Raw genomic sequence first — 20,180 nt, forward strand, 5'->3', positions numbered from 1 at the left:
GAACGGCCCGTCGATTCCGACCGGCACACCGGCTTCTCCACACCACTTCGTGACCGGCGTTTTTCCGCCGCACCCGAGGTGATGTTCCCCGCCGCCCCGAGGAGCGCTTACCCGCCCTCCGTCTGCGGCTTCTCCCCCCTTCCTTCCGCATGACCCATGCATCCCGTCCTTGAAAGGACCACCCATCATGACCACCACACTCGAACCCCCAGTACAGGAACAGCCCCGCATCCAGACCGCCACCGGTGTCCTCGACATCGACGGCAACGGGAAGGGGCACCTTCGGGCGCTGAACTGCCAGCCCACGCCCACCGACCTCCAGGTCTCCCCCGCGCTGATCCGCCGTCACGGCCTGCGCAAGGGCGACCTCGTGGAAGGCGTCCGCGGCGGCCAACGCGCCCTGACCGAGGTCGCGTTCGTCAACGGGCAGACGCCCGCCGAACTGCGCGGCCGACGCCACTTCCGTGACCTCACCCCGCTGCACCCGCGTGAGCGGCTGCACCTCGAACACCCGGCGGCCGGCCTGACCGGACGCGTCGCCGACCTGATCGCCCCCGTCGGCAAGGGCCAGCGCGGCCTGATCGTGGCCCCGCCGAAAACCGGCAAGACCGTACTGCTCCAGCAGATCGCGGCCGCCGTCGCGGGCAACCACCCCGAGGCCCGCCTCATGGTCGTCCTGCTGGACGAGCGGCCCGAGGAGGTCACCGACATGCGGCGCTCCGTGCGCGGCGAGGTGTACGCCTCCACCTTCGACAAGGCCCCCAAGCAGCACATCGCACTGGCCGAGCTCGTGATCGAACGGGCCAAGCGGCTCGTCGAGGCGGGCGAGGACGTAGTGATCCTCCTCGACTCGCTGACCCGCCTCTGCCGGGCGCACAACAACGCGGCCGCGTCCGGTGGCCGCACCCTCAGCGGCGGTGTCGACACGACCGCGCTGATCGGCCCGAAGAAGTTCTTCGGCGCCGCCCGTCTCGCCGAGGAGGGCGGTTCGCTCACCATCCTCGCCACCGCACTGGTGGAGACCGGCTCCCTCGCCGACAACGTCTACTTCGAGGAACTCAAGAGCACCGGCAACATGGAACTCCGCCTCAGCCGCGACCTGGCCTCCCGCCGGATCTTCCCGGCGATCGAGATCACCCCGTCCGGCACCCGCCGAGAGGAACTCCTCCTCACCCCGGCCGAGTTGACGACGGTACGAGGCCTCCGCCGAGTCCTCCAGAACCGAGACGCCCAGGGCAGCCTGGAAACCCTGCTGGAGCGCATGCGCGAAACCCCGGACAACGCGACGTTCCTACGCCAGATCCAGCCGACTCTGCCCTCCAACTGACCTAAGCGGCGTTTTTGAGGGGCGCGGGGAACGGCGCGACCAGCCCCCACCGGCCCGCAGACACATCACTAGCGCATCCGGGTGCTGACAAACCCCGTACGGCCCCGCCAGCACCCTCGACGGCACCTCCCGTTCCTACGTTTGCGGTATGACAATCGGATTCCCACCCCGGATCACCGTGTCGGCCTGCGCCCTCTGCCTCGCGGGCGTCCTCGCATTCACGCCCGCCACGGCGGCAGCCCACACCGGGACGGATCCCGGCACAGCGGCACCACCCCCCGCACTCCTCAACCGCCCCGACACCCAGGTCAGACCACACCCCGGCGCCCCCACCGTCCCGGACATCTCCGCCCTGTCATGGCTCGTGGCCGACGCCCACACCGGCGAGGTCCTGGCCGCCCACGACTCACACCGCAAACTCCCACCCGCCAGCACCCTGAAAACCCTGTTCGCCCTGACCGTCCTCCCCGCGCTCCCCGGAGGGATCCAACACCGGGTCAGCGAACAAGACCTGGCAGGCATCGGCGAAGGCAGCAGCCTGGTCGGAGTCGAGGAGGGCCACACCTACCGCGTAGCCGACCTGTGGCGCGGAGTCTTCCTCAACTCCGGCAACGACGCCGTACACGTCCTCGCCTCCCTCAACGGCGGCTGGGAAACCACGGCCACCCGCATGCAGGCCAAGGCCCGCACCCTCGGCGCCCTCGACACCCACGTCATCTCACCGGACGGCTACGACACCGACGGCCAGGTGTCCTCGGCCTACGACCTCGCGGTGTTCGGCCGCGCCGGACTGCGCAACGCGGACTTCGCCCGCTACTGCTCCACCGCCGAGGCCCAGTTCCCGGGCGAGGGATCGTCGTACGGCATCCAGAACACCAACCGGCTGCTGACCGGCAACGACGGCGTCGAGCGGTATCCGGGGATCATCGGGGTGAAGAACGGCTACACCACGCACGCCGGCAACACCCTTGTCGCGGCGGCGCGTCGGGGCGGCAGGTCGCTCGTCGTCACGGTGATGAACCCTCAGGCGGGCGGCGGTTTCACCGTGTACGAGGAGGCCCGCGAGCTGCTCGACTGGGGCTTCGCGGCGGCCGGGCGGGTCGATCCGGTGGGTTCGCTGGACGCCTTGCGGGCCAGGCCGAGGCCGGGTCCCTCGGCGGTGCCGGTGGCCGCCGCGGTCGTACCCGCCGAAGGACCCGGCTGGGCCGAGACCGCGACGATCGTGGCCGCGGCTCTGCTCGGCGCGGGCGCGGTGGTGGCCGCGATCCGGCTCAGGATCAAGCGGCTCCCGCCGGTCTGACCCGTCGGCAGCCACAGCAGCAGGCCTAGCGTGATCCAGGTGTACGTGTTGCTGCCGAGGAAGCCGTCGATGCCCGAGGAGTCGTCGAACCACAGCCACACGACACTCGTGCACATCAGCGCGTAGAGGGCGCCCGCGATCCGTGGGTGCCCGGCGCGGACCAGGACGGCGAAGGCCGGCAGCAGCCACACGAGGTGGTGCACCCAGGTGATCGGGCTGATCAGACACGCGGTCAGCCCGGTCAGCGCGAACGCTGCCGTCCAGTCCCCCACGACGATCGCATGGCGCGCCCGCACCGCCCACACGGCCAGTACGAGGACGACGACCGTCGCCCACAGCGGGCGGCCAGTCTCTCCGAGCCGGGCCAGGACGCCTTGCAGGGACTGGTTGGAGACGTAATCGAGGCGGCCCACTCTCGTCGTGTCCCACAACGCGTCGGTCCAGTAGAACTTCGACGCGTCCGGGACCACGAGGAACGCGAGCCCCGTCGCCGCGAGCGCCACAGCCGTCGCCACCGCGGCGGCTTTCCAGCGTCTGGCCAGCAGCAACAGGGCGATGAACAGCGCCGGCGTGAGCTTGATCGCCGCCGCGAGGCCGATGCCGACGCCCGCCCAGCGGCCCCGGCCGGTGGACAGGAGCCAGCCGTCGCCGAGGACGAGGGCCAGCAGCAGCAGGTTCACCTGCCCGAAGCTGAAGGTGTCGCGCAAGGGCTCGAACAGCGCCAGCCCGCAGGCCGCCAGCGCCCACCCGAACCAGCCGTAGCGCCGCCACCCGGGCCCGGCCAGGATGCGCAGCACGATGCCGAGCGCCGTGAGGTTGAGGACGAGTGCGGCGACGATCGCGGTGCCGAGGCCGAGGTAGCCCATCGGGGCCATGCTGACGGCGGCGAACGGCGGGTAGGTGAAGCCGTAGGCCGTCCCGGGCACGTGGTAGTCGTAGATCCGGCCGCCGTGGTGGAGCCAGGTGTGGACGGTGCCGTAGTAGACGCGCAGGTCGAACCAGTCGCGCAGCAGCGGGACGGTCGCGGTGAAGACGGTGACGACGGCGGCGAGGGCCAGCACCAGGAGGACGCGGCCGCGGTCGGTGGTGGGTGTTCTCATGCCGTACGTCCCAGGGCCGGGGCCTCCGCCGCCTGGCGGGCCTGCCAGAGGACGACGATCGCGAGGACGCCGCCGGAGACGGCCAGCACGAGTTGTCCGATGTCGGCGGGGCCGCCGCTCGGCAGGACGGCGAGGGCGAGGACGCCGGTCACGGCGGCCACCCGGTGCCGTACGGACGTGCTCGGCGCGGCGGCTGCGATGAGGAACAGGCCCCACAGGGCGTACCAGGGGCGGATCGCCGGGCCGAAGGCGGCGACGACCGCGAGGCTCAGGCCGAGGGCGTAGACCGGGCTGGGGCGCAGGCGGAACCATATGGCGAGGATGGCCGCGCCGGTGACCGCAAGTCCGAGGGCGTGCCAGGCCGGGACGGCGAAGGGCGCGAGGTCGCTGCCGAGGTGTTCCAGCAGGGCGCCGGTGGCGCGGCCGAGGAGGCTGGTGAGGGCCCAGTTGTGCGCCGAGACGGGTGTGTCGAGGGCGCCGATCCAGCCGTAGCCCGTGCCCGCGAAGGCCGTGGCGGCGACTGTGGTGGCCGCGGACGCGACGACGGTCGTCGTGACGGCCTTGGCCGGGCGGTGGCCGGCGCGGATCTGGAGGAGCACGACAGCGGCGAGGCCGAGCGCGGCCGGTGCCTTGACCAGGGCGGCGAGCGTGACGAGTACGGCGCCCAGGACCGGCCAGCGGCCGAGCGCGGCGACCAGGCCGACGCCGAGCAGCCCGAGCATGATCGCGTCGTTGTGGGCGCCTGCGACCAGGTGCAGCAGGACGAGTGGGTTGAGCGCGCCCAGCCAGAGCGCGGCGGCCGGGTCGGCGCCGCTGTGCCGGGCGAGCCGGGGCAGCGCGGCGGCCATCAGGCCCACCCCGAGGAGCGCGACGAGCCGCATCCCGAAGAGCCCGGCGGGCAGTTCACCGCGGGTCAGTCCGGACAGCCACGACGCCACCGCGAGGAACACCGGGCCGTACGGCGCGCCCGTGTGCTGCCACAGCGGGGCGACCTCGTCGGCGAGGGGCCCGCCGAGCGTGGCCGGGCCGTGCGCGTAGACGTCCATGTGGGCGTCGACCATGGCGCCCTGCGCGAGATAGCTGTAGACGTCCCGGCTGAACAGCGGCGGCGCGAGCAGCAGCGGGGACGCCCACACGGCGAGGACCAGGAACAGGGAGCGCGGAGTCGGCGGTTCCGCGCTGCGGATCAACTTCCCGAGCAGCAGCCAGGCCGCTATCAGCAGGACGACACCGAAGTAGACCCCGACCAGCCCGAGCGCCGCCTGCGCCGAGGCCGGGGAGAAGAGGTCCGCGGCCGGCAGCGCCCCGGCCGTCTCGCCGCCCAGGGCGAGGACGGCGGTACCGGCCAGACCGAGTACCTGGCAGCGGCGGAGATCGACGGGAAAAGCCATGGCCAACACTCGCCAAGCGTGTCAACGCCGGATGGCGGGAAAGCGACCTGCCGCTCTCCGTGCGGCGGACTGCGCGTGACCTCCGTGTGATCCGCCCTCGGTACCGATGATTTCTCTGTCCGCGACCGGTCTCCCCTCATGACCGACTTCCACAGAACGGACGTGATGACCGTGCCGAACAGCTCCGCCCACGCCAAGGTGAACGGCCAGGAGATGTACTACGAGATCCACGGCACCGAAATCGAGGACCGGCGCCCGCTGGTGCTGCTGCACGGCGGTGTCCAGACCGTTGGCCTGGCCTTCGGGACGCTGCTGCCCGCGCTGTCGGCCGAGCGCTACGTGATCGCCCCCGAACTCCAGGGCCACGGCCACACCCCCGACACCGACCGGCCAATGACCATCCCGGACCTGGCCTCCGACGTGGTGGCGCTGCTCGACGAACTCGGCGTCCGGCAGGCCGACTTCATCGGATTCAGCCTCGGCGGACTGGTCGCGCTTGAGATCGCGGTCCGGTACCCGGAGCGGGTCGGACGGCTCGTGCCGGCCGCCGTCGCGTACTCCCAGGACGGCTTCCACGACGAGGTCCGCACCCCCGACTTCAGCTCGCCCCGGCTGCCCAGCCAGGCCGACTTCCAGGAGATGGCCGACGCCTACGCGGCCGTCGCACCGCACCCCGAGCACTTCCAGGACTTCTTCGCCAAGTGCTCGGCGGCGGCGAACGCCCCTCTGCACTGGACCGCCGACGACCTGCGCACGCTCAGCGCGCCCACACTCCTTGTCATCGGCGACACGGACTTCTTCCACATCGAGCACCTCGCCGAGATGCACCGGCTGATCCCCGACGCACAGCTCGCCGTGTTGCCCGGCACCACGCACATGGAGCTCATGCGCCGGAAGGTGCTGCTGCCCCTGCTCACCGAGTTCCTGGGCTGACGACGCTCAGAACACGGACACACCCGTCAGGGTCGTGAAGCGGTCGAGGGCGGCGACCCCGGCCACCGAGTTCCCCCGCTCGTCAAGTCCCGGGCTCCACACGGCCAGCGTGCACCGGCCCGGGACGATCGCGATGATCCCGCCGCCCACCCCGCTCTTGCCGGGCAACCCAACCCGGTACGCGAACTCGCCCGCCGCGTCGTACGTCCCGCATGTCAGCATCACCGCGTTGACCTGCTTGGCCTGCGTGAGCGTGAGCAGCCGGGAGCCGTCGGCGCGGCTGCCGTGCCGGGCCAGGAACCCGGCGGCGAGCGCGAGATCGGCGCAGGACGCCTCGATCGAGCACTGCCGGAAGTACTGGTCCAGGAGGACGGGCACCTCGTTGTCGATGTTCCCGTAGGACTTCATGAAGTGGGCGAGGGCCGCGTTGCGGTCGCCGTTCGCGGACTCGGAGGCGGCGACGTCCTTGTCGAAACCGAGGGAGGGGTTCCCGCTCTCCGCACGCAGGAAGGCGAGCAGTTCCCCGGCCGCGTCTCCGGTACGGGTCTGGAGCCGGTCGGTGACGACGAGCGCGCCCGCGTTGATGAACGGGTTGCGCGGGATGCCGCTCTCGTACTCCAGCTGGACAAGGGAGTTGAAGGGGTTGCCGGAGGGCTCGCGGCCCACGTGCTCCCAGAGTTCGTCGCCCTCGCGGGCCAGGTCGAGGGCGAGGGTGAAGACCTTGGTGATGGACTGCGTGGAGAACGGCTGCCGCCAGTCCCCCACGCCGTACACCGTGCCGTCCAGTTCCGCGACGGCCATGCCGAAGCGGCGCGGGTCGCAGGCCGCGAGCGCCGGGATGTAGTCGGCGGCCACGCCGCGGCTGGGCATCCGCTCGACCTCACCGGCGATGCGCTCCAGGACCGGCTGGAAGGTCATCGATGGGGACATGATCACCATTGTGCCTCCGGGCGGGTCCTGGTGCGCGTGGGCATATCGGACGGCGGAGATCAGACGGCCACGGGCCCACTGCCGGCCAGGACCTCGGGCCGCAGCAGAGCGGCGAGCGTCTCGGCGGGCAACAGCCCCTTCTCCAGGACGAGTTCGGCCACACCTCGGCCGGTGGCGAGGGCCTCCTTGGCGATGTCGGTGGCGGCCGTGTACCCGATGTGCGGGTTCAGAGCGGTCACGAGACCGATGGAGTTCTCCACGCTCGCGCGCAGTGCCTCCGTGTTGGCGGTGATGCCGTCCACGCACCGCTCGGCGAGCGTGACGCAGGCGGCACTCAGATGCGTGATGGACTCCGACAGCGAATGCAGGATGATCGGCTCGAACGCGTTGAGCTGGAGCTGTCCGGCCTCGGCGGCCATCGTGATGGTGACGTCGTTGCCGATCACCTCGAAGGCGACCTGGTTGACGACCTCGGGGATCACCGGGTTGACCTTGCCCGGCATGATGCTCGAACCGGCCTGCACCGGCGGCAGGTTGATCTCCCCGAGCCCCGCACGCGGCCCCGAGGACAGCAGCCGCAGATCGTTGCAGTTCTTGGAGAGCTTGACCGCGACGCGCTTGAGCACCCCCGACATCTGCACGAACGCCCCGCAGTCCTGCGTGGCTTCGACCAGATTGGCCGCCGTCACCAGCGGCAGCCCCGTGATCTCCGAAAGATGCCGCCGAGCCGACTCCGCATAGCCGGCAGGTGCGTTGAGCCCGGTCCCGATGGCCGTGGCCCCCAGGTTGATCTCATGGATCAACTGCACAGCCTCGTCAAGACGTTGACGGTCCTCGTCAATCATGACCGCATACGCCGAGAACTCTTGACCGAGCGTCATCGGCACCGCGTCCTGCAACTGCGTACGGCCCATCTTGAGCACGTCACGAAACTCAACAGCCTTACGGGCAAAGGCGTCCTGCAGTACAGCCATCGACGTGAGCAGTCCATGCACGGCAAAGACGGTCGCTACCTTGACCGCGGTCGGATACACGTCATTGGTGGACTGCCCAAGGTTGACGTCCTCGTTCGGGTGCAGGAACTGATACTCCCCCTTGCCATGCCCCAACAACTCCAACGCCCGGTTAGCGACAACTTCGTTGGCGTTCATGTTGGTAGAGGTACCGGCCCCACCCTGCACCACGTCCACCACGAACTGGTCGTGCAGCTTCCCGTCCCGGATCTCCCGGCAGGCGGCGACAATCGCTCCCGCCTTCTCCGGCGAGAGCAGCCCCAACTCCTCATTGGCGAGGGCAGCGGCCTCCTTGACGGCAGCGAGCGCATTGATCAAGTGCGGATAGACGGAGATCGACGTCCCGGTGATAGGGAAGTTCTCCGTGGCCCGCAGAGTGTGAACACCCCAATAGGCATCACCGGGTACATCCCGATCCCCGAGCAGATCATGTTCGCGACGGGTCATGGCAGACATGGGGTCCTCTTTCCAACATCGTTCAGCTGCTCTTTTGTCTTTAGGGGCGCGGGGAACTGCGCGACCAGCCACAACGGACCCGCAGATCCCCACGAACCGATCTAGGCACACGCAGAAAACGGCAACACCGGGTCCAAAGCCCGCACAGGCCGAACACAACCCACCGGCTCGCCCCCGCCCAACAACGCCTCCCCCGCAAACTCACCAAGCAGCCCAGGATCAACCCCGGCCCGAACAAGCCCGGCGGCAGCCACCGGCACCCGCGCCCGATCAGCCCCGTCCGAGACCTTCACGGCAACAGCCCGCCCATCAGGCAGCGCAGCAACCTGCACCCCCTCGAACCCGTCCTTGGCCAACAACCCAGGAACGGCCCGCATCACCGCAGCCACATCCCGCCCGGCCCCGGACGCCATCTCCGCATGGTCACGCATCGCATCAGCAACACGCGCCTCAGGCGTCCCCGGCGCAGCAGTAGTAATCCGAGCAACAGCACGGGCAAGCCCATGCAGGGAGATGGAGAACAAGGGAGCCCCACACCCATCGACGGTCACCCGAGCGATCCGCTGCCCGGTGAGATCCTCGACGATCTCGGCGATCGCCTGCTGCAACGGATGCGCGGGATCGAGATAGTCATCGAGCGACCAGCCATTGAGCTTCGACACGTACAGCATCGCCGCATGCTTCCCGGAACAGTTCTGGGCGAGCCGCGACGGCGCCCGCCCCTCCCGCACCCAGACATCCCGCACAGCCGGATCGAACGGGAGATCAGGAACGTTGCGCAGATCGGACTCCGTGAGCCCGGCGAGTTCGAGGATCCGCCGCGCCCCGGTGAGGTGACGTTCCTCGCCGGAGTGACTCGCCGCGGCGAGCGAGAGCAGCTCACCGTCGAGCGGCAACCCCGCCCGCACCATGGCAACGGCCTGCACGGGCTTGATCGCCGAGCGCGGATAGAACGCCGCCTCGATGTCGCCGATCTGAAGCTGGACCTGGCCATCCGCATCGAGGACGACGACGGAGCCGTAGTGGATGCCCTCGATCATTCCGCCGCGGATCAGGTGGGCGACGGGTGCGTGGAGGGGTTCACGGATGAGGGGTGGGTCCGCGAGGGAACTGCTGTACATCACTGCCTGTCAGAGTCGGGACGACGTGGGTCTCACGCGTCGGGTGCGGTGGAGGACGTGCTGGCCACGCGGCGGCGGACGGCGAACCATCCGGCGACGAGCGCGGCGGCGATCAGCGGCAGGCACAGCACGGTGGTGCGTCCGGCGCCGCCGTCGGCGTACATGAGGACCAGGACGGAGGCGAGGAAGGCCAGCGTCACGAGTTCGGTCCAGGGAGAGCCCGGCAACCGGTAGCTGGGGCGGGTCAGTTCGCCCTTCTCCGTCTTCCGCCAGAAGAGGAAGTGACAGAGCATGATCATGCCCCAGGTCGAGAGGATGCCGATCGCCGCGAAGTTGAGGACGATCTCGAACGCGTCCGCCGGGACCACGAAGTTGAGGCCCACGCCGAGGACGCAGATGCCGCTGGTGAGCAGGATGCCGCCGTAGGGGACCTGGCTGCGGCTCATCACCGAGGTGAACTTCGGGGCGGAGCCCGACATCGCCATGGAGCGGAGGATGCGGCCGGTGGAGTACAGGCCGGAGTTGAGCGAGGACATGGCCGCGGTGAGGACGACGAGGTTCATGACACCGCCGGCGGCCGGGATACCGATGTTCGACAGCACGGTCACGAAGGGGCTCTGGCCCGCGCTGTACTTGTTCCACGGCAGCAGCATCGACAGCAGGACGACCGAGCCGACGTAGAAGAGGCCGACGCGCCACATGATCGAGTTGATCGCCTTCGGCATGATCTTCTCGGGGTTCTCGGTCTCGCCGGCGGCCACGCCGACCAGTTCGACGGAGGCGTAGGCGAAGACGACGCCCTGGATGATCAGGAGCATGGGCAGCAGGCCGTTGGGGAAGATGCCGCCGTTGTCGGTGATCAGGGACGGGCCGGGGGTGTGGCCGTCGACCTGGTGCTGGGTGACCAGCAGGAAGATGCCGATCAGCATGAAGACGACGAGCGCGCTGACCTTGATGATCGCGAACCAGAACTCCATCTCGCCGAACATCCTCACCGAGATCAGGTTCACGGTGAGGACCACGGCGAGCGCGATCAGGGCGATCACCCACTGGGGGATGTCGGAGAACATGCTCCAGTAGTGGGTGTAGACGGCCACGGCGGTGATGTCGGCGATGCCGGTGGTGGCCCAGTTCAGGAAGTACATCCAGCCCGCTACGTACGCGCCCTTCTCGCCGAGGAACTCCCGGGCGTACGAGACGAAGGCGCCGGACGAGGGCCGGTAGAGGACGAGTTCGCCCAGCGCGCGGACGACGAGGAAGGCGAAGAGGCCGCAGACCGCGTACGCGATGAACAGGGAGGGGCCGGCGTCGGCGAGGCGGCCGCCCGCGCCGAGGAAGAGGCCGGTGCCGATCGCGCCGCCGATGGCGATCATGTTGACGTGCCGGGACTTCAGGGACTTGCTGTAGCCGGCGTCTCCGGCGTCGACATGGCCGGATCGTTTCTGCACGCCATCGCGCAGGGACTGCTCGCTGCCGTGCAGGGACTGGTCGCTCACGCCTCGGGTCCGCCTTCCGTGGGGGTGTCCGTGCGCGCGGGGCGCACGATGTCGGTGAGGGTCGTCTCGACCCGGTCGAGGTGGTGGGACATGGCCTCGACGGCGTCCGGCTCGCTGCCGTCGATCAGCGCCTCGACGATCGCCCGGTGCTCGCGGTTGGACTGCTCGCGCCGGCCGCCGAGTTCGTTGAGGAACGCGGACTGGCGGGCCAGCGCGTCGCGGATCTCCTCGATGACCCGGCGGAACACCGGGTTCTGGGCGGCCTCCGCCACGGCGAGGTGGAAGAGCGTGTCCATCGCGACCCACGCGGTGGTGTCGGTCTCCTGTTCCATGCGGTCCAGGAGGTGGGCCAGGTGGTCCAGGTTCTCCGGGGTGCGGCGCAGCGCCGCGTACCCGGCGACCGGGATCTCGACGTGGCGGCGCACTTCCAGCAGGTCGCTGGCCGCGTAGTCGCCGAAGGTGGGGTCCTCCACGGCGTTGGCCACCACGAAGGTGCCCTTGCCGGTCTTGGAGACGGTCAGGCCCATGGTCTGCAGGGCGCGCAGGGCCTCCCGCAGAACCGGACGGCTGATCTCCAGGGTGCGGCACAGCTCCGCCTCGGAGGGGAGCTTGTCGCCGATGGCGTAGTCGCCGCGCTCGATGGCGCCGCGGAGGTGGACAAGCACCGCTTCCATGGCGCTGACGCGCCGCGGCCCGACTCCACCTGTCTGGCTGTCTGACAGGTTCACGGACGTGATCCTGCGGGTGACGGGACAGCGCTGTCAAGCGATCGGAAAAGAAAAATTCAGCGGGCGTGAAGCCTGAAAATCCGGCTTCACGCCCGCTGTGATGATCGTCCGCCCGATGTCAGCGGCCGTCAGCTGTTGAGCACACCCGTGCCGAGCAGCCCGAACAGCAGCAGACCGATGATGATCCGGTAGATCACGAACGCGTTGAAGGAGTGCTTCGCGACGAACTTCAGCAGCCAGGCGATGGACGCGTAGGCCACCACGAAGGACACGATCGTGCCGACGGCCAGCGGGGCGGCACCCACGCCCGCGCCCAGGGCGTCCTTCAGCTCGTAGATGCCGGCGCCGGTCAGGGCCGGGATGCCGAGGAAGAAGGAGAGCCGGGTCGCGGCGACGCGGTCCAGGTCGAGGATGAGACCCGTGGACATGGTGGCGCCGGAGCGCGAGAAGCCGGGGAAGAGCAGTGCCAGGATCTGCGAACTGCCCACCAGCATCGCGTCCTTGAAGGTGGTGTCGTCCTCACCGCGCTTGTGCCGGCCCATCTGGTCGGCACACCACATGACACCACTGCCGACGATCAGCGAGGCGGCGACCACCCACAGCGAGCCGAGCGGACCGTCGATGAGCGGCTTCGCGGCGAGGCCCACGATCACGATCGGGATCGTCGCGTAGATCACCCACCAGGCGAACTTGTAGTCGTGGTGGTAGCGCTCCTCGCGGTTGCGCAGGCCACGGCCCCACGCGGTCACGATCCGCACGATGTCCTTGAAGAAGTACAGGAGCACGGCGGCGATGGCGCCGACCTGGATGACGGCCGAGAACGCGACGACGGAATCGTCGTCCACGGGGATCTTCATCAGCCCCTCGACGATCTTCAGATGGCCGGTCGAGGAGACCGGAAGGAACTCGGTCACCCCCTCGACGACTCCGAGGACGGCGGCCTGACCGACGCTGATGACGCTCATGAGATCCAGTTCTTGGGAGTTGGTCGACAGTGCTGTAGACAATAGCGCCGGGAACGGTCCTGCCCGGGCACGGGAACCGCCCGGACCCTTACGTCCACAGGGCCTCCGCGATCGACACCCCGACAAATGCCGCACCGAGGCCCGCCGTCACGCTGCCGACGACGTTGGCGGCAGCGTAGAGCCCCGCCCCCGTCTCGGTCAGCCGCAGTGTCTCGTACGAGAAGGTCGAGTACGTCGTCAGGGCCCCGCAAAGCCCTGTCCCGACGAGGAGTTGGAGATGCGGACCCGCGGCGCCGGCCGACACCGCACCGGTCAGCACACCGAGAATCAGACAGCCGGTGACGTTCACCGCGAAGGTGCCCCAGGGGAACACCGTGTCGTGCCGGGTCTGCACCGCACGGTCGGTGAGGTACCGGAGCGGAGCACCGACCATGGCCCCCGCGACCACCAACACCCAGTTCACAACTACTTCTTACCCTTCCGATCCGACTCGCCGGGCTCGTCCGCGCGGCCCACGTACCGGATGACCTCGCAGTCGTCGAGGATCACGAGCCCCTCGCCGACGAGTTCGTCGAGCTCCGGCAGGAAGGCCCGTACACGCTCCTCGGTGTCCACGATCACGATCGCCACCGGCAGGTCCTCGCTCAGCGACAGCAGCCGTGAGGTGTGGATCAGGGAGGACGCGCCGAAGCCCTCGATGCCCCGGAAGACGCTGGCACCGGCAAGACCGGCCGCGTGCGCGCGGTGGACGATCTCCGAGTAGAGGGGCTTGTGGTGCCAGGTGTCGTTCTCGCCGATGAAGACGGTCACGCGCAGGGCGCTGCCGGTCAGCCTGGTCATCGCTGCCTCCACTTCAGGACGCGGCGGGCCGCCGTCACCCCGAGCCACACCGCCGCGAGGGCCGCGAGCAGGGTCGCGGCGAGATAGGCCAGCGCGGTGCGGGGATGGCCCGCGTCGACCAGTTTCTGGATGTCGACGGCGTACGTCGAGAAGGTGGTGAAGCCGCCGAGCACCCCGGTGCCGAAGAACGGCCGCACCAGCCGGTGCGCGGCCCACACATCGGTGACGACCACCATGAACACGCCTATCACGGCGCACCCGACGACGTTGATCCCGAACGTCGTCCAGGGAAACCCGCCGCTCTCCGCGGGCCACCACAGCGAGGCCGCGTACCGCGCCACGGCCCCGATCGCGCCGCCGAGCGCGACCACCGCGACGACGGGTCCCTGCCCGCGCCAGACGGACGGGCGCGGGGCCTCGGTCCGGGCACGCAGACTCTCGGCTTCGGGAGCTGTCATGGCCGTACGTCTCCTACTCGTCGGGGGCCCTGGGGGCACACGCCTCTACAAGTAGGGACCGTTGGCGGCACCTCTGCCGCGGTTCGGGTACGGCGGGCCCCACCGCCGCGCCGCGAGAGCTGATCGCGGCCGGGCATCAGGGTAACGCCGGGGGCGCGCCCGGGTCACTTCGGGGCGGGCGGCTCGCACAGGGCGACACCGCGTTCCCGCAGGCTGCCCAGCACGAGGTGACCGGCGGCCTCACAGACGCTGGTGACCATACGGAAGGAGGAGCCGCGCGCGACGAGGTGGTGGATGACCTGTCCCTCGTCGTCGACCGCGAGAGCCCCGATCGTGCCCGTGGGGCGGTAGGGCGCACGTACGGCGATCCGGGCGGCGGTGTGTCGTACGGAGTCCGGGGCGCGGTGGAGGAGGTCGAGCGGGGGCACGCGGGGTCCGGCGAGGGCCACCCAGAGCGGTCCGTCGGGGCCCGCGCGCCCGATGTTGTCGGGCATGCCGGGGAGATCCTCGACGAAGGGTTCGCCACGGCCCGCCCGCTGTCCGGTGAGCCAGTAGCGGGTGAGGCGGTACGCGCCGGTCTCCGCGATCACCAGGAAGGACGAATCGGCGCTGACAGCAAGGCCGTTGGCGAACTGGAGTCCGTCCAGGACGACTTCGGGGGTGTCGCTGCCGGGCGCGAGACGCAACAGCCGTCCTGTGCCGGTGTGTTCGACGATGTCGCCGAGCCATTGGTGAAGCGGGTAGCGGCTGCTGGAGACGGTGAAGTACACGCTGCCGTCGGACAGCGCGACCACGTTGCTGCAGAACCGCAGCCGCTCCCCCGCCACCGAGTCGGCGAGGACGCGCACCGCGCCGTTCCCGAGGTCGATCCGCAGCAGTCCGCGTTCCGCGTCGCACACCAACAGGCCGTCGTCCGGGAGGAGTTCGAGGCCGAGCGGCCTGCCGCCGGTGTCGGCGAGGGTCTCCACCCGGACCGCCTCGGGGTCGGCCAGTCCGTCGAGGCGGAGGATGCGGCCGTCCTCGACACCGGTCAGCACCCGGCCGCGCGCGTCGGCGACCACGTCCTCGGGACCGCGGCCGCCGATCGCGACGTAGCGGCGGGCGAGCAGGGCCTCCGGGCGGTCATCTGGTCGGCCATCGGGTCGGTCATCAGGGTGGTCCATGAAAGCCTCCACGGTTCGGGCAGGCGCGCGTACGCTTGCTGTTCTTCCCGGTCGTCACGTCGCCCGGCCACGTTTGCCGAGCGTATTGCTGGTGACCCGGATCCCGCTGCCGGTCGGCGAGAAGGGGGCTCTCATGTCACGGTCGGCCACCCGGCGCGCGGGGCGTCCGCGATGAGACGGGTGCGCGCGGTGTGGCAGGGGCTGGGGCTCGCCGAACTCAACCGGCGCGGGCGGGAGTTGGAGCTGCTGCACCGGGCGATGGGGTTCGCGACGCTCGCCCTGGTCACCCTCGCACCCCTGTTGATCGTGGTGGCCGCGGCCGATCCGCTCGGGCACGGCGGGTTCGCGCTGTGGCTGGTCGACGGCATGGACCTGTCCGGCCGCTCCGCCCGCGCGCTCACCGACGTCTTCACCCCGCCCCGCAAGGTCATCGGCGCCACGAGTGCGTGGAGCGTGGCGCTGCTCGCACTCTTCGGGCTGTCCTTCGCGTCGAGTGTGCAGAGCGGTTACGAGCATGTGTGGCTCCCGACCGGCGCCCCCTGGAACCGCATCTGGCGTCAACTCATCTGGCTGGTCATGCTGATGGGCTACCTGTACGCGCAGGTGCAGACCCGCAACGTCCTGGAGGGCACGCCCCGCATCCTGCTCAGCATGGCGGCCGGCCTGCTGTTCTTCTGGTGGGGCCCGCACTTTCTGCTCGACCGCCGGGTCCCGTGGCGGTATCTGCTCCCGGGCGCCCTCGCGACGATGGCGGGTCTGGTCGGCCTGCGCTGGTTCTCGTACCTGGTGTTCACCCCGCTCCTGGTCACCAACGCGGTCAGCTACGGCCCGGTCGGCACAGTCCTGGTCGTGGAGTCCTGGCTGGTCGGCGTGGGCTTCGTGCTCTACGGCGGCGCGCTGGTGGGCAGGCTGCTGTGCGAGCGGTTCGGGGACCCGGGCGCGGCGTTCCGCACGGAACCGGAAGCGCCGGACGCCCCGGTGTCCGCCGAGCCGGAGGAACCGCCGACGCGCTCCGAACAGGACACGGTGTGAGCCCTCGCCCACCGGAGTCCATCCGGAAGTAGGCCTACCAGCCCTTCTCGAACATCCGGGCCACCTCGGCGATACGGACCTCGTCGCGCCGGTAGTAGGTCCGCAGCCGGATCCGCCGCACGCGCAACAGGCCCATACCCGCGAGGAGTTCGAGGTGCGTGTCGGCGACCTGGCGGGGCACGCCCAGCTTGGCCGCCACGGCCTCGGAGGTGACACCGGCCTCGGGGACGTACCGATGGCCCGGGAAGTGGGTGGCCGGATCTCTCAGCCACTCCAGGATGTCCAACCGTCGCTGACCCGTCGGAGTCCTCAGCATGGCGTGACCCTCCGTTCTGCGCGCCGCTTGCCGCGTTCTCCCACTCTCCCGCAGCACGGTCCGCCGCGTCCCGGACTCGGTGCCCCTTGTCCGGGACCGAACGGTCCTGTTCGAGAGGGCCGGTCGGCCCTGGGGCGTGGGGCGACGGGCGGGGCGCGATCGCACCGGAGGGATCAGGTACCAGCTCCGGGGACCGGTGATGGCCGAACCACACCGCCGTAGCCGAACAGAACCGCACGCCTGGCAGAGGACAGGTCCCCCTCCACCCGCGGCTCACGGCTCGCGCGGGCGGAGGGGAGTCGGCTCAGCCGTCGAGTCGTACGACCCGGACGGCCCCGGCGGGGACCGCGAGGCCGCCCGCGGCGCGTTCGCCGGTCAGCAGCTCGGTGCCGTCGGTGCCGAGCGGCACCTTGACGTCCGAGGCACTGTGGTTGATCGCGAAGAGGAAGCTGCCGAACTCGCCCTCCCTGCGCACGACTTCGACGTCGTACGGCAGCTCGGCGCGCGGCGCGATCCGGGCGTCCTCGGCCGCCCAGCCGAGCAGGGCGTCCAGGCCGTGGGCGTCGAGGCGGGTCGACACGTACCAGGCGGTGCCCTCGCCGAGGCGGTTCCGGGTGACGGCCGGGTGGTCGGCGGTGAGGCCCTCGGCGTACGTCCACACGGTCTCGGCGCCGTCCGGGACGACGAACTCGCTCCAGACGTCGCCGGTGAGTTCGGAGCCGTCGGGTCCGGTGATGCGCACCCGCTGGTCGGCCAGGAGCGGCGAGAACTCCTCGACCGTCAGGCCGAGTACGTCCCGCAGCGCGCCCGGATAGGCGCCCTCGTGGACGGCGTCGTGCTCGTCGACGATGCCGGAGAAGTAGGAGACGACGAGGGTGCCGCCCTGTTCGACGTACCGCTTCAGGTTGCGCCCGGACGCCTCCGTCATCAGATACAGGGCCGGTACGACGACAAGGGGATAGGCCGACAAGTCGGCTTCCGGGTGCGCGAAGTCGACCGTGAGGTGGCGGTCGTAGAGGGCCTCGTAGAACGCGTCGGCACGCTCGCGCGCGTCGTGGTCCTCGCTGGGACGCCACGCCAGTTTCTGCGCCCACCACGAGTGCCAGTCCCATACGACGGCCACGTCGGCCTGCGTGCGCGTGCCGCGTATCTCGCTCAACTCCTCGACGGATGCGCCGAGTTCGACGACCTCGCGCCAGACGCGGGTTGCCGTGCCGCCGTGCGGGACCATCGCGGAGTGGAACTTCTCGGCGCCGCGCCGGGACTGTCGCCACTGGAAGAACATCGCGCCGTCCGAACCCCGCGCCACGTGGGAGAGGGCGTTGCGGGCCATCTGGCCGGGGGCCTTGGCGGGGTTGCGGGGCTGCCAGTTGACGCCCGAGGTGGAGTGTTCGAGGAGCAGCCAGGGGGCGCCGCCCGCGACGGAGCGGGTGAGGTCGGCGGCCATCGCGAGGTTGACGTGGGTGCGGCGGCCGTCGGTGATCAGGTAGTGGTCGTTGGTGACGAGGTCGACCTCGCGGCCCCAGGCCCAGTAGTCGACGGACTCGCACTGGCTGAGGGCGGCCATGAAGTTGGTCGTCACCGGGATGCCGGGCGAGAGGCGGTGCAGGATGTCCCGTTCCGCGATGAAGTTCTCGCGCATGGTGGCGTCGGCGAACCGCGTGTAGTCCAGCGCCTGAGCCGGGTTGACGGCGGTCGGGGTGAGCCGCGGCGGGTTGATCTGGCCGAGGTCGCCGTAACGCTGGCCCCAGAAGGCCGTCCCCCAGGCCTCGTTGACGCCGTCGACGGACTTGTACGTCGTGGTCAGCCAGCGGCGGAAGTGGGCGGCGCAGGAATCGCAGTAGCAGGCGGAGACGGGGACGCCGTACTCGTTGAAGACGTGCCACAGCGCGAGGGCCGGGTGGTCGCCGTAGTGCTCGGCGAGTCGGGTGGTGATGTTCGCGGCGGCTGCGCGGTAGTCGGCGTTGCTGTGGCAGATCGCGCCGCGTGAGCCGAATTCGTAGCGGGTGCCGTCGGCGGTGACGGGCAGGGCCTCGGGGTGGGCGCGGTAGAACCAGGCGGGCGGGGAGACGGTGGGCGTGCCGAGGTCGACGCGGATGCCGTTCTCGTGCAGCAGGCCGATGATCCGGTCCAGCCAGCCGAAGTCGTACACACCCTGCTCGGGTTCCAGCAGTGCCCAGGAGAAGATCCCGACGCTCACCATGGTGACGCCGGCCTCCCGCATCAGCCGGACGTCCTCCGGCCAGACGCTCTCCGGCCACTGCTCGGGGTTGTAGTCCCCACCGAAGGCGAGCCTGGTGAGGCCCTTAGGGGTGGTCTCCGGCATGGATCTCTCCCGTAGTCGATCATTTGGGAACGTGCACACAGCACGCCCGAGGGCGCCGCCCCAACATAACCGCACGCCTGCGACCGCTGACAAGTGTCCCTGATGTTTCTCTGCTGTGAACGCTCCCAGCACGGCGCTTCTGGCTGCGGGTCCGGGAGCCGTAGAGTCTGACCATGAGCAATACGGGGGGTCGGCGCAGACCACCGACGATCCATGACGTGGCGCGCGAGGCCGGTGTCTCGCGGGGCACGGTGTCGCGGGTCCTCAATGGCGGGCACTATGTGAGCCCAGCCGCGCAGGAGGCCGTCAACGCGGCCATCCGCAAGACGGGTTACGTGGTGAACCGGCACGCCCGTTCGCTGATCACGGGGCGTTCGGACTCGGTCGGTTTCCTGCTGACGGAACCGCAGGAGAAGTTCTTCGAGGACCCGAACTTCAACATCCTGCTGCGCGGCTGCACCCAGGCGCTGGCCGCGCACGACATCCCGCTGCTGCTGATGCTGGCCGGCACCGAGGACGAGCGGCGGCGCATCACGCGGTACATCACCTCCGGGCACGTCGACGGGGTGCTGCTGGTCTCCAGCCACTCCGGGAACCCGGTGGCGGAGGAGCTGAGCGAGGCGGGCGTACCGCTGGTCGCGTGCGGCAAGCCGATCGGGCTCGGCTCCAAGATCAGCTATGTCGCCGCCGACGACCGGGACGGCGCCCGTGACATGACCCGGCACCTGCTCTCCCTCGGCCGCCGCCGGATCGGCACGGTCACCGGCCCGCTGGACACGCCGGGCGGTGTCGAGCGCCTCGCCGGTTACAAGGAGGTGCTCGCGGAGTCGGGCATCGAGGTGGACGACAGCCTCGTCGTCTCCGGTGACTACAGCCGGCTCAGCGGCGAGCGCGGCGCCGAGCGACTGCTGGCCCAAGTCCCGGACCTGGACGCAGTGTTCGTCGCCTCGGACCTGATGGCACGGGGCGTGCTGACGACGCTGGAGCGGGCCGGGCGACGGGTACCGGAGGACGTGGCGGTCGGCGGTTTCGACGACTCCCCCGCCGCGCTCGCGTCCAGCCCCGAACTCACCACGATGCGGCAGCCGTTCGACCGGATCAGCGCGGAGATGGTGCGGGTGCTGCTGGCGCAGATCGGGGGCGAGGACACGGCGGCGGTGATACTGCCGACGGAGCTGGTGAAGCGGGAGTCGACGTGAACAGGCCGTCCGTCACCGGGAGTTGGCGCAACAGCGCGCTGCGCGGCGGGAGTCGAGGGGGCGAACCGCAGGCTCGCCCCCTCGAC

At 70.0% G+C, this 20,180-nt stretch carries 18 protein-coding genes and 1 pseudogene; 5 read left to right on the forward strand and 14 right to left on the reverse strand.

Features of this window, described 5'->3' with window-relative positions; genetic code table 11:
• The first annotated feature begins 187 nt into the window (after positions 1 to 187).
• Together rho and R2B38_RS01180 are read left to right on the forward strand one after the other, a co-directional pair.
• Positions 188 to 1,327 (forward strand): transcription termination factor Rho, encoded by a 1,140-nt coding sequence (rho, locus tag R2B38_RS01175; protein WP_318014497.1) that lies wholly within the window; start codon positions 188 to 190, stop codon positions 1,325 to 1,327.
• A 148-nt stretch (positions 1,328 to 1,475) separates the two neighbouring features.
• Positions 1,476 to 2,291 (forward strand): annotated as a pseudogene (locus R2B38_RS01180) (D-alanyl-D-alanine carboxypeptidase family protein); the annotation flags it as partial.
• 59 nt (positions 2,292 to 2,350) lie between these two features.
• Here the strand turns inward: R2B38_RS01180 and R2B38_RS01185 are convergent.
• Both R2B38_RS01185 and mptB read right to left on the reverse strand, forming a co-directional pair.
• On the reverse strand, positions 2,351 to 3,727 hold the full coding sequence (locus R2B38_RS01185) for a glycosyltransferase 87 family protein (protein ID WP_318014498.1): 1,377 nt from the start codon (positions 3,725 to 3,727) through the stop codon (positions 2,351 to 2,353).
• The gene (gene mptB / locus R2B38_RS01190) at positions 3,724 to 5,118 is read right to left on the reverse strand and encodes a polyprenol phosphomannose-dependent alpha 1,6 mannosyltransferase MptB (RefSeq protein WP_318014499.1); all 1,395 of its coding nucleotides are present in this window, start codon (positions 5,116 to 5,118) and stop codon (positions 3,724 to 3,726) included. The genes R2B38_RS01185 and mptB overlap by 4 nt, the downstream gene beginning before the upstream one ends.
• Positions 5,119 to 5,256: 138 nt before the next feature.
• On the opposite strand from mptB, the gene R2B38_RS01195 reads away from it, so the two are divergent.
• Positions 5,257 to 6,051: an alpha/beta hydrolase gene (locus R2B38_RS01195; RefSeq protein ID WP_318014500.1), complete on the forward strand. Its 795-nt coding sequence runs from the start codon at positions 5,257 to 5,259 to the stop codon at positions 6,049 to 6,051.
• A gap of 6 nt (positions 6,052 to 6,057) precedes the next feature.
• Here the strand turns inward: R2B38_RS01195 and R2B38_RS01200 are convergent, their stop codons facing one another.
• The 10 genes from R2B38_RS01200 to R2B38_RS01245 all read right to left on the reverse strand — a co-directional run bounded on the left by R2B38_RS01200 (position 6,058) and on the right by R2B38_RS01245 (position 15,221).
• Positions 6,058 to 6,990 (reverse strand): glutaminase, encoded by a 933-nt coding sequence (locus tag R2B38_RS01200; RefSeq protein WP_318014501.1) that lies wholly within the window; start codon positions 6,988 to 6,990, stop codon positions 6,058 to 6,060.
• A 50-nt stretch (positions 6,991 to 7,040) separates the two neighbouring features.
• Positions 7,041 to 8,450 carry an aspartate ammonia-lyase gene (aspA, locus tag R2B38_RS01205; protein WP_318014502.1) on the reverse strand — a complete coding sequence of 470 codons (1,410 nt, stop codon included), beginning with the start codon at positions 8,448 to 8,450 and terminating at the stop codon, positions 7,041 to 7,043.
• A 101-nt stretch (positions 8,451 to 8,551) separates the two neighbouring features.
• Positions 8,552 to 9,571: an asparaginase gene (locus tag R2B38_RS01210; RefSeq protein WP_318014503.1), complete on the reverse strand. Its 1,020-nt coding sequence runs from the start codon at positions 9,569 to 9,571 to the stop codon at positions 8,552 to 8,554.
• Between the two features lie 32 nt (positions 9,572 to 9,603).
• The gene (locus R2B38_RS01215) at positions 9,604 to 11,067 is read right to left on the reverse strand and encodes an amino acid permease (RefSeq protein WP_318014504.1); all 1,464 of its coding nucleotides are present in this window, start codon (positions 11,065 to 11,067) and stop codon (positions 9,604 to 9,606) included.
• The gene (locus R2B38_RS01220) at positions 11,064 to 11,741 is read right to left on the reverse strand and encodes a FadR/GntR family transcriptional regulator (RefSeq protein WP_200686341.1); all 678 of its coding nucleotides are present in this window, start codon (positions 11,739 to 11,741) and stop codon (positions 11,064 to 11,066) included. The genes R2B38_RS01215 and R2B38_RS01220 overlap by 4 nt, the downstream gene beginning before the upstream one ends.
• A gap of 182 nt (positions 11,742 to 11,923) precedes the next feature.
• Positions 11,924 to 12,760, reverse strand: a complete 837-nt coding sequence (locus R2B38_RS01225; protein ID WP_033278611.1) for an undecaprenyl-diphosphate phosphatase — start codon at positions 12,758 to 12,760, stop codon at positions 11,924 to 11,926.
• 88 nt (positions 12,761 to 12,848) lie between these two features.
• The gene (gene crcB, locus R2B38_RS01230; RefSeq protein WP_318014505.1) at positions 12,849 to 13,223 is read right to left on the reverse strand and encodes a fluoride efflux transporter CrcB; all 375 of its coding nucleotides are present in this window, start codon (positions 13,221 to 13,223) and stop codon (positions 12,849 to 12,851) included.
• 2 nt (positions 13,224 to 13,225) lie between these two features.
• Positions 13,226 to 13,600 (reverse strand): DUF190 domain-containing protein, encoded by a 375-nt coding sequence (locus R2B38_RS01235; protein ID WP_318014506.1) that lies wholly within the window; start codon positions 13,598 to 13,600, stop codon positions 13,226 to 13,228.
• Entirely contained in the window at positions 13,597 to 14,058 is a 462-nt protein-coding gene (gene crcB, locus R2B38_RS01240) for a fluoride efflux transporter CrcB (protein ID WP_318014507.1), read from the reverse strand. Before crcB (R2B38_RS01240) ends, R2B38_RS01235 begins: the two co-directional genes overlap by 4 nt.
• Before the next feature lie 164 nt (positions 14,059 to 14,222).
• On the reverse strand, positions 14,223 to 15,221 hold the full coding sequence (locus R2B38_RS01245; RefSeq protein ID WP_318014508.1) for an SMP-30/gluconolactonase/LRE family protein: 999 nt from the start codon (positions 15,219 to 15,221) through the stop codon (positions 14,223 to 14,225).
• A gap of 171 nt (positions 15,222 to 15,392) precedes the next feature.
• Here R2B38_RS01245 and R2B38_RS01250 point away from each other — a divergent pair, with 171 nt between their 5' ends.
• The gene (locus tag R2B38_RS01250) at positions 15,393 to 16,253 is read left to right on the forward strand and encodes a ribonuclease BN (RefSeq protein WP_318014509.1); all 861 of its coding nucleotides are present in this window, start codon (positions 15,393 to 15,395) and stop codon (positions 16,251 to 16,253) included.
• A 34-nt stretch (positions 16,254 to 16,287) separates the two neighbouring features.
• Here the strand turns inward: R2B38_RS01250 and R2B38_RS01255 are convergent, their stop codons facing one another.
• Together R2B38_RS01255 and R2B38_RS01260 are read right to left on the reverse strand one after the other, a co-directional pair.
• Positions 16,288 to 16,569 carry a helix-turn-helix domain-containing protein gene (locus R2B38_RS01255; RefSeq protein WP_318014510.1) on the reverse strand — a complete coding sequence of 94 codons (282 nt, stop codon included), beginning with the start codon at positions 16,567 to 16,569 and terminating at the stop codon, positions 16,288 to 16,290.
• Positions 16,570 to 16,873: 304 nt separating this feature from the next.
• Positions 16,874 to 18,895, reverse strand: a complete 2,022-nt coding sequence (locus tag R2B38_RS01260; RefSeq protein ID WP_318014511.1) for a beta-galactosidase — start codon at positions 18,893 to 18,895, stop codon at positions 16,874 to 16,876.
• A 167-nt stretch (positions 18,896 to 19,062) separates the two neighbouring features.
• Between R2B38_RS01260 and R2B38_RS01265 the strand changes: the two genes are divergently transcribed.
• The gene (locus tag R2B38_RS01265; protein ID WP_318021565.1) at positions 19,063 to 20,094 is read left to right on the forward strand and encodes a LacI family DNA-binding transcriptional regulator; all 1,032 of its coding nucleotides are present in this window, start codon (positions 19,063 to 19,065) and stop codon (positions 20,092 to 20,094) included.
• Positions 20,095 to 20,180: the final 86 nt, after the last annotated feature.

The sequence above is a fragment of the Streptomyces sp. N50 genome (genome assembly GCF_033335955.1).
Lineage (GTDB): Bacteria > Actinomycetota > Actinomycetes > Streptomycetales > Streptomycetaceae > Streptomyces.

What these genes read in the sequence shown, in the direction of transcription:
- rho (WP_318014497.1), top strand. Translation starts at nt 188, where the DNA reads ATGACCACCACACTCGAACCCCCAGTACAGGAACAGCCCCGCATCCAG.
- R2B38_RS01185 (WP_318014498.1), bottom strand. Translation starts at nt 3,727, where the DNA reads ATGAGAACACCCACCACCGACCGCGGCCGCGTCCTCCTGGTGCTGGCC.
- mptB (WP_318014499.1), bottom strand. Translation starts at nt 5,118, where the DNA reads ATGGCTTTTCCCGTCGATCTCCGCCGCTGCCAGGTACTCGGTCTGGCC.
- R2B38_RS01195 (WP_318014500.1), top strand. Translation starts at nt 5,257, where the DNA reads ATGACCGACTTCCACAGAACGGACGTGATGACCGTGCCGAACAGCTCC.
- R2B38_RS01200 (WP_318014501.1), bottom strand. Translation starts at nt 6,990, where the DNA reads ATGGTGATCATGTCCCCATCGATGACCTTCCAGCCGGTCCTGGAGCGC.
- aspA (WP_318014502.1), bottom strand. Translation starts at nt 8,450, where the DNA reads ATGTCTGCCATGACCCGTCGCGAACATGATCTGCTCGGGGATCGGGAT.
- R2B38_RS01210 (WP_318014503.1), bottom strand. Translation starts at nt 9,571, where the DNA reads ATGTACAGCAGTTCCCTCGCGGACCCACCCCTCATCCGTGAACCCCTC.
- R2B38_RS01220 (WP_200686341.1), bottom strand. Translation starts at nt 11,741, where the DNA reads ATGGAAGCGGTGCTTGTCCACCTCCGCGGCGCCATCGAGCGCGGCGAC.
- R2B38_RS01225 (WP_033278611.1), bottom strand. Translation starts at nt 12,760, where the DNA reads ATGAGCGTCATCAGCGTCGGTCAGGCCGCCGTCCTCGGAGTCGTCGAG.
- R2B38_RS01235 (WP_318014506.1), bottom strand. Translation starts at nt 13,600, where the DNA reads ATGACCAGGCTGACCGGCAGCGCCCTGCGCGTGACCGTCTTCATCGGC.
- crcB (WP_318014507.1), bottom strand. Translation starts at nt 14,058, where the DNA reads ATGACAGCTCCCGAAGCCGAGAGTCTGCGTGCCCGGACCGAGGCCCCG.
- R2B38_RS01245 (WP_318014508.1), bottom strand. Translation starts at nt 15,221, where the DNA reads ATGGACCACCCTGATGACCGACCCGATGGCCGACCAGATGACCGCCCG.
- R2B38_RS01250 (WP_318014509.1), top strand. Translation starts at nt 15,393, where the DNA reads ATGAGACGGGTGCGCGCGGTGTGGCAGGGGCTGGGGCTCGCCGAACTC.
- R2B38_RS01255 (WP_318014510.1), bottom strand. Translation starts at nt 16,569, where the DNA reads ATGCTGAGGACTCCGACGGGTCAGCGACGGTTGGACATCCTGGAGTGG.
- R2B38_RS01260 (WP_318014511.1), bottom strand. Translation starts at nt 18,895, where the DNA reads ATGCCGGAGACCACCCCTAAGGGCCTCACCAGGCTCGCCTTCGGTGGG.